Source organism: Amycolatopsis rhizosphaerae, assembly GCF_007713715.1.
Lineage (GTDB): Bacteria > Actinomycetota > Actinomycetes > Mycobacteriales > Pseudonocardiaceae > Amycolatopsis_E > Amycolatopsis_E rhizosphaerae.
In genome coordinates this window covers 1-6,144 of the sequence record NZ_VJWX01000424.1, presented here as the reverse complement: position 1 = coordinate 6,144, position 6,144 = coordinate 1, and the positions used below count along the sequence as shown (strand labels likewise).

The following is a 6,144-nucleotide window of genomic DNA, read 5'->3' as shown; positions in this document are numbered from 1 at the left end:
GCCATAGGGTTCCCGATCATCATGACACCCGCGACCTCGCTCCCCGCTCTCGAGAGGCGCTGCGCGGCGCCCCCGCGGGGGTGCGCCGGGTGATCACCCGGACCGGCCGGGTCTGGCTGGCGGCGACGCCGCCGTGGCGGCGGTTCGCATCGAGGGGTCGGGTTGTCCCTGGCCCGCCGTCCGGCGGAGCCGGGCTGGTGTGCCGGTGCCGCCACGGGACATCGACCCCCTCTGGCGGGAGCGGCGGAGATACCGGGTGCGGGGACGGTGATCGAGCCCCCGGAGTCCGGTGAGCTCGGGGCCGCGCTGTTCCTGTACGCGCTGGTGCCGGTGCCCTGGATGATCGTGGGGTACCGCAGGCGGCGGTTCCGGCGGTACACGGGCGAGTGGCGGACGGTCACGGCGGCGGTCGCCGGCGTCGATTTCACCGGGGGCCGGCCGCGGTTCGTGCCCGGATGGGCGGTGTTGCCCGGCGGCCGCCCGGTCCGCTTCCTGATCGAGGATTGCCTACTGGGCCTCTACACCCACACTGGTCGCGCCGGCGTTCCTCTTCCCACGGAAGGGCACCCGGCCTCTGGCAGCCGAACCCGCGGTATGAGCGCAAATTGCCGCTTCCGTCTGCCGGGGACTTTTGCCTTCGCTACCGATGGGTAACACTCGTCACAAAGCCTTGACGGCGAGTGGAGGAGGTGCCTGGTGGCTGTTCCAACCAAGGTGACGGAGAAGGAGGCCCGTGCTCTGGCCGAGGCGTCCAGGGAAACGGACTGGCACAAGCCGTCGTTCGCGAAGGAGCTCTACCTGGGCCGGTTCCGGCTGGACCTGATCCATCCGTACCCCCGTCCCACGCCGGAGGCCGCCGCGAAGACGGAAAAGTTCCTCGCCGCGCTGCGGGAGTACTGCGCCACGCTGGACGGCGCGGTCATCGAGCGTGACGCGCGGATCCCCGACGAATACGTGAAGGGGCTCGCCGGACTCGGCTGCTTCGGCATCAAGATCCCCGAGGAGTACGGCGGACTGGGGCTCACCCAGGTCGCGTACAACCGCGCGCTGATGCTGGTCGGCTCGGTCCATCCGACGCTGGGTGTGCTGTTGTCGGCCCACCAGTCGATCGGCGTGCCGGAACCGCTGAAGCTGGCCGGTACACCCGAGCAGAAGGCCAGGTTCCTGCCCCGGTGCGCGAAGGGCGCGGTCACCGCGTTCCTGCTCACCGAACCGGATGTGGGCTCCGACCCGGCGCGCCTGGCCACCTCGGCCGTGCCGACCGAGGACGGCGAAGCCTACGAACTCGACGGTGTGAAGCTGTGGACCACCAACGGCGTGGTCGCCGAACTGGTGGTCGTGATGGCCAGGGTGCCGAAGTCGGAGGGGCATCGCGGTGGGGTGACCGCGTTCATCGTGGAGATGGACAGCCCGGGGATCACCGTCGAGCGGCGGAACCGGTTCATGGGGCTGCGGGGCATCGAGAACGGGGTCACCCGGTTCCACCGGGTGCGGGTGCCCAAGGAGAACGTGGTCGGCGGCGAGGGCAAGGGACTCAAGATCGCGCTGGCCACCCTGAACACGGGGCGCCTGTCGATCCCGTCGATGTGCGCCGGTGCGGGCAAGTGGAGCCTGAAGATCGCGCGCGAGTGGTCGGCCGAGCGGGTGCAGTGGGGCAAGCCGATCGCCCAGCACGCCGCGGTGGCGAACAAGATTTCGTTCATCGCCGCGACCACCTTCGCCATGGAGAGCGTGCAGGAACTGTCCGGGCACATGAGTGACGAAGGCTGCAACGACATCCGCATCGAGGCCGCACTGGCGAAACTGTGGGCGAGCGAGATGGCGGGCAAGGTCGCCGACGAGCTGATGCAGATCCGCGGCGGCCGCGGGTATGAGACAGCGGAGTCACTGGCCGCCCGGGGGGAACGCGCCGTCGGAGTCGAGCAACTGGTGCGGGACCTGCGCATCAACCGGATCTTCGAAGGCTCCACCGAGATCATGCACCTGCTCATCGCCAGGGAGGCGGTCGACGCGCACCTGTCCGTGGCCGGGGCGCTGGCCGATGCGGAGGCGGACCTGCCGTCGAAGGCGAGGGCCGCGGCGAAGGCGAGCGGGTTCTACGCGAAGTGGCTGCCGCAGCTGGCCGCGGGGAAGGGGCAGGTGCCGACCTCGTTCCGTGAGTTCGGAGTCCTCGCGCCGCACCTGCGCTACGTCGAGCGGACCGCCCGCAAACTGGCCCGGTCGACGTTCTACGGGATGGCGCGGTGGCAGGCCGGGCTGGAGAAGCGCCAGGGTTTCCTGGGGCGGATCGTGGACATCGGGGCCGAGTTGTGGGCGATGTCGGCCAGTTGCGTGCGCGCCGAGCGGGAGGACACCGGCAGCGCCCGCCAGTTGGCCGACGTGTTCTGCCGCCAGTCCCGGCTCCGTATCGAGGCGCTGTTCGAGGCGTTGTGGGACAACACCGACGACGCCGACTTCGCGCTCGCGCAGAGCGTGCTCGCCGGGCACCACACCTGGCTCGAAGAAGGGGTGTTCGACCCGAGTGAGGGCACGGGCCCGTGGATCGCGGACTGGCGGACCGGTGCCTCCACCGAAACCAGTGTGGCGCGGCGGATCGTGACCTGACCAGCCGCCCCGGAAGTCCGGGCGAGCCGTGAAGGGCCCCTTCACGGTCGAATCGACCGTGAAGGGGCCCTTCACGGCCAACGCCCGGGCCGTCAGTCCACTCCGGACTCTTCCGGGGTGGTGCGGGCGAGTGCGGCGAGCACGTCGAGGGCCTGGGCGAGGACGTCCTTGGGCGGCGAGGCGAGGGCCAGCCGCACGGCGTTAGGGGCGCGCCCGGCGCCGACGGTGAAGGCGGCACCCGGGGTGACCGCGATACCGCGCCGCGCCGCGGCGGCGACGAAGGTCTCCGCCCGCCACGGCTCCGGCAGCGGCCACCAGCAGTGGTAGGCGCGGGGATCGGCCCGCACGGGCAGGCGCGCGGCGGCGATCTCCTGGCGGGCCCGCGCGTCCACGCGCTTCGCCTGCTCGATCTCGCGGACCACGCCGTCGGCCATCAACCGGGTGGTGGCCTCCAGCGCGAAATGCGCCGGAGCCCAGCCGCCCGAGCGGATGGCCCCGGCGACCGGCTCGTAAAGCGCGGGCGGCGCCGACACGAAACCGAGCGGGAGCCCGGGGCCGAGCCGCTTGGAAAGGCTGTCGAGCACGAGTGTGCGTTCCGAGGCCAGCGGCGCGCACTCCTCGGCGAGGAAGCCGTTGATCCCGTCGTCGATCAGGTAAAGTCCTTGCGCCGCAACGAGTTCCAGGATCTCCGCGCGCCGGGAGGCGGTCATCGTCACGCCGAGTGGGTTGTGCAACGTGGGTTGCAGGTACACCGCGCGCAACGGCGACGCCTCCCGCAGTGCCGAGGGCAGGATGCCCTCGGCGTCCATCGCCAGCGGTACGAGCGTGACACCGAGCCGCGCGGCGATGCCCTTGACGACCGGGTAGGTGATCTCCTCCACGCCCAGTCGCTCGCCCCGGGGCACGAGCGCGGCGACCGCCGCCGCGATGGCCTGGCGGCCGTTCCCGGTGAACAGCAGGTGCTCCGGCTCGGGCCGCCAGCCGCCGCGGCCGAGATGCCCGGCCGCCACCTCCCGCGCGGCGGCCGAGCCCGCGACCCCGGTGGGGCGCAGCGCGGCGGTCAGCGCGTCGGGGCGCAGCAGCGGGGCCAGCGAGGCCGCCACCAGCGCGGATTTCTCGGGCAGCACGGGGAAGTTGAGTTCCAGGTCGACGGTGGCCGTGGCCGGTTCGGCGAGCGCCGGTTCCGGACGCGGCTCGGCGGCACGGACGAAGGTGCCGCGACCGGTTTCGCCGACCGCGAGGCCGCGGCGGATCAGCTCGCCGTAAACGCGGGTGGCGGTCGAGTTCGCGATCCCGCGTTGCCGCGCGAACCGCCGCTGGGGCGGTAGGCGGTCGCCGGGCCGCAACCTTCCCGCCGCGATCTCGGCGGCCACGGCATCGGCCAGCGCCTGGTAGTCCTCCATGGACCAACCCTTCAAATTGCACCGAGCACAATGTTTTTATTGCACTTAGGTTATCCCGAAGATAACTTCAGGTCCATGCCTACCGTCTCCCTCGGCTCCCCCGGCTCCTCCGATGGAATCACCGTCAACTACGAGGACAGGGGCAGCGGCGACCCGCTCGTCCTCGTCCACGGCCACCCCTTCGACCACACCATGTGGCGGCCGCAACTCGAGTACTTCAGCACCACCCACCGGGTGCTCGCACCGGACCTGCGCGGTTACGGGAAGACCACGGTAACCAAGGGAAAGACGCTGCTGGAAACGTTTGCCCTCGACCTGGCGGCCCTGCTGGACCACCTCGGAGCCGAGCGGTTCTTCCTCGGCGGCCTGTCCATGGGCGGCCAGATCGTGATGGAGTGCCTGCGCCGGTTCCCGCACCGGATCCGCGGGGTCGTCCTCGCCGACACCTCACCCGTGGCCGATGGCCCCGAGGCACGCCGGTTTCGCACCGAGACGGCAGAGCGATTGCTCCGAGAGGGAATGGGCCCCTACGCCGAGGAAGTGCTGAGGAAAATGGTCGCGCCCGGCGATGCGAACGTCGACGAGCACGTGCTCGGGATGATGCGCGCCACCCCTCCCGAAGGCGCCGCCGCCGCACTGCGGGGGCGCGCGGAGCGGCCCGACTACGTCGAAACGCTCCGCGAATGCGGAGTACCGGCGCTGATCGTGGTGGGCAGCGAGGACGAGTTCACCCCGATCAGCGACGCCGAACTGATCCACGGCCTGATGCCCGGCTCGCGGCTCGTCGTCGTCGAAGGCGCGGCACACATGCCCAACCTGGAACGTCCCGCCGAATTCAACCGGGCACTCGCCGAGTTCCTCGCCTGACTCGCACCCTTCCCGAGGTCACGGCTTGACGCCGATACCGCCGAGGAAGCAGCAGGCCGCGGGCCTGCCCGCCAGTAGCGCCGACGTCTTCGCCGGACCGTCCTCGACGTGCCATTCGGGCAGCCACACCAAACCCGGCTCCACCAGTGGGAAATCGCCGAAGTAGTCCGCGATGACCTCGCGGGACCGGGGAAAGGCGGGGTTGCCCGAATGGTGATACAACTCGACCGCCTGCTGGAACTGCTGCCGTTCCTGCTCGGGCACCGCGTCGAAGGTGGCGTGCGAAACGATCAGGTGCGAGCCGCTGGGCAGGAAGCTGCGGTACTGCGCCACCACCTCGGGCACCTTCTCCTGCGGTTCGAGGAAGTGCAGTACCGAGACCATCAGCAGGCCGACCGGCCGCGACGGGTCCAGCACGCCGGTGGCCACGGCGCGCTTCCAGACCTCGTTGACGTTGCGCAGGTCCTCGTGCAGCACGACATGCCGCTCCGGATCGCCGTCGTCCTCGATCAGCACGCGGGCATGCGCCACCGCCACCGGCTCCCGGTCCACGTAGACGCAGCGGCTGTCCGGATCGACGGCGTCGGCGACCTCGTGCACGTTCCCCACCGTCGGCACCCCGGAGCCGAGGTCGAGGAACTGGGTGATGCCCTGGCGCAGGCAGTAGCGCACCGCCCGGCCGAGGAACTCGCGGTTCACCCTGGCGCCGGTCCGGATGATCGGCACCATCGCGGACAACTGATCGCCCAGCACCCGGTCGATCGCCCAGTTCGCGGTGCCGCCAAGGAAGTAGTCGTAGACCCGCGCGGCGTTGGGGTGGTCCAGGTCCACGCCCTCGGGAACCGATGCCGCCTCACCCCGGTCTTTCACACGCACCCCCCTGTACGACACCAGCGACCGAGCAAGATTAGCAACATGTGCCGCGCGTCACGACAGGTTGGCGTCATATTTCGTCCCGGCTGTTCGATCTGCCCGATATGGGCCTCCGACCAGGCCTTTCAACTGCCGGATGACCTCGCGCGAAGTCAGTACGATCATGTTCGCCGCGACCCCGTCTTGGGAAAGAGAATCCGAATGCAGGCATTGACGATGACCGCGCCCGCGCCCGACGCGAGCACGACGACCCTGGTCGATCTCGACGAGCCGAAGCCCGGTCCGCGCGAGATCGCCATTGATGTCGCCCGCGCGGGCATCAACTTCATCGACGTCATGGCCCGGCGCGGCGACGCCGGCTATGTCTCCTCTTGGCCTTTCGTGCCAGGCCTGGAAG

At 70.3% G+C, this 6,144-nt stretch carries 5 protein-coding genes and 1 pseudogene; 4 read left to right on the top strand and 2 right to left on the bottom strand.

The window, feature by feature from the left end:
• Window positions 1-267: 267 nt before the first annotated feature.
• Window positions 268-654 carry a hypothetical protein gene (locus tag FNH05_RS29455; RefSeq protein WP_144592116.1) on the top strand — a complete coding sequence of 129 codons (387 nt, stop codon included), beginning with the start codon at window positions 268-270 and terminating at the stop codon, window positions 652-654.
• A 42-nt stretch (window positions 655-696) separates the two neighbouring features.
• On the top strand, window positions 697-2,604 hold the full coding sequence (locus FNH05_RS29450) for an acyl-CoA dehydrogenase family protein (RefSeq protein ID WP_144592115.1): 1,908 nt from the start codon (window positions 697-699) through the stop codon (window positions 2,602-2,604).
• 92 nt (window positions 2,605-2,696) lie between these two features.
• On the opposite strand, the gene FNH05_RS29445 is transcribed toward FNH05_RS29450, so the two are convergent.
• Window positions 2,697-4,007, bottom strand: coding sequence for an aminotransferase-like domain-containing protein (locus tag FNH05_RS29445; RefSeq protein ID WP_144592114.1), 1,311 nt, complete (start codon window positions 4,005-4,007; stop codon window positions 2,697-2,699).
• A gap of 75 nt (window positions 4,008-4,082) precedes the next feature.
• Here FNH05_RS29445 and FNH05_RS29440 point away from each other — a divergent pair, with 75 nt between their 5' ends.
• Window positions 4,083-4,874: an alpha/beta fold hydrolase gene (locus FNH05_RS29440; protein WP_144592113.1), complete on the top strand. Its 792-nt coding sequence runs from the start codon at window positions 4,083-4,085 to the stop codon at window positions 4,872-4,874.
• Window positions 4,875-4,892: 18 nt separating this feature from the next.
• Here the strand turns inward: FNH05_RS29440 and FNH05_RS29435 are convergent, their stop codons facing one another.
• Window positions 4,893-5,744, bottom strand: coding sequence for an SAM-dependent methyltransferase (locus tag FNH05_RS29435; protein ID WP_144592112.1), 852 nt, complete (start codon window positions 5,742-5,744; stop codon window positions 4,893-4,895).
• 204 nt (window positions 5,745-5,948) lie between these two features.
• Between FNH05_RS29435 and FNH05_RS29430 the strand changes: the two are divergent.
• Window positions 5,949-6,144, top strand: a pseudogene (locus FNH05_RS29430) (zinc-binding alcohol dehydrogenase family protein); the annotation flags it as partial.

Bases quoted from the DNA above. Each gene is read 5' to 3' on its own strand.
- FNH05_RS29440 (WP_144592113.1), top strand. From the start codon at position 4,083: ATGCCTACCGTCTCCCTCGGCTCCCCCGGCTCCTCCGATGGAATCACC.
- FNH05_RS29445 (WP_144592114.1), bottom strand. From the start codon at position 4,007: ATGGAGGACTACCAGGCGCTGGCCGATGCCGTGGCCGCCGAGATCGCG.